At 56.7% G+C, this 1,398-nt stretch carries 1 protein-coding gene; it reads right to left on the reverse strand.

All coding sequences use genetic code 11. The features are described from left to right. Positions 1-1,369 (reverse strand): autotransporter outer membrane beta-barrel domain-containing protein (locus tag ACNRUY_RS26480; protein WP_488114660.1); only part of this gene is annotated, 1,369 nt, incomplete at its 3' end. Positions 1,370-1,398 lie beyond the last annotated feature (29 nt).

Raw genomic sequence — 1,398 nt, forward strand, 5'->3', positions numbered from 1 at the left:
GGTCATTGATTGCCCAGCTCTGGTCTGGCGCAGCCCGGCCATCCACGACGGTATCGGTTTTACCGGCTGCATCGGTGCCTGCGTAACTGGCTGCATCTTTAAAAGTCATCTCAGCGGCACTCAGGTTGCTGTTTGCATCCAGAGTCACCGTCAAGCTGTCGTTGGTATTATTCACCAGTTGCCCGACATTGCTGATGGCCGTATCGGTATCGGTATCGGTGAAATCAAAGCGGATATTGTCGCTGGAGGCGGACTGGCTGCCTTCTATGACCCACTGGCTGTCGGTGCTCTGGCCGCTGACATTGGCGGCGGTGGTGACGGCTTCAATGCCGGAGAAATCGACGTCGTTACTGGTGGCACTCTGGTGACCGCTAATGGCCCAGTCAGACCCTTTTGAGTCCACAACGGTATCCGTATGACTCTGATCAGAGGACCCCTGATACGCAGAGGCGTTATCAAAGATCACCCCCCGCTGGGCAATGCCGCCCTGGGCATCCAGTTCCACGGTGGCCAGTTTATGAGCATCGCTGGTTTCAACCACCAGGCCAGCCCCGGTGGCATTGGAGACTGTACCGGTGGTCTGAACCTCTTCCACCTGGTCAAAACGAATACCGGAAGCGGTGGTGCTGTCCAGGTCATTGATTGCCCAGCTTTGGTCGGCTGCAGCCCGGCCATCCACGACGGTATCGGTTTTACCGGCTGCATCGGTGCCTGCGTAACTGGCTGCATCTTTAAAAGTCATCTCAGCGGCACTCAGGTTGCTGTTTGCATCCAGAGTCACCGTCAAACTGTCGTTGGTATTATTCACCAGTTGCCCGACATTGCTGATGGCCGTATCGGTATCGGTGAAATCAAAGCGGATATTGTCGCTGGAGGCGGACTGGCTGCCTTCTATGGCCCACTGGCTGTCGGTGCTCTGGCCGCTGACATTGGCGGCGGTGGTGACGGATTCAATGCCGGAGAAATCGACGTCGTTACTGGTGGCACTCTGGTGACCGCTAATGGCCCAGTCAGACCCTTTTGAGTCCACAACGGTATCCGTATGACTCTGATCAGAGGCCCCCTGATACGCAGAGGCGTTATCAAAGATCACCCCCCGCTGGGCAATGCTCCCCTGGGCATCCAGTTCCACGGTGGCCAGTTTATGAGCATCGCTGGTTTCAACCATCAGGCCAGCCCCGGTGGCATTGGTGACTGTACCGGTGGTTTGTACTTCTTCCACCTGGTCAAAACGAATACCGGAAGCGGTGGTGCTGTCCAGGTCATTGATCGCCCAGCTTTGGTCGGCTGCAGCCCGGCCATCCACGACGGTATCGGTTTTACCGTCCGCATCGGTGCCTGCGTAACTGGCTGCATCTTTAAAAGTCATCTCAGCGGCACTCAGGTTGCTGTTTGCAT

This window comes from Endozoicomonas sp. Z74, assembly GCF_057680865.1.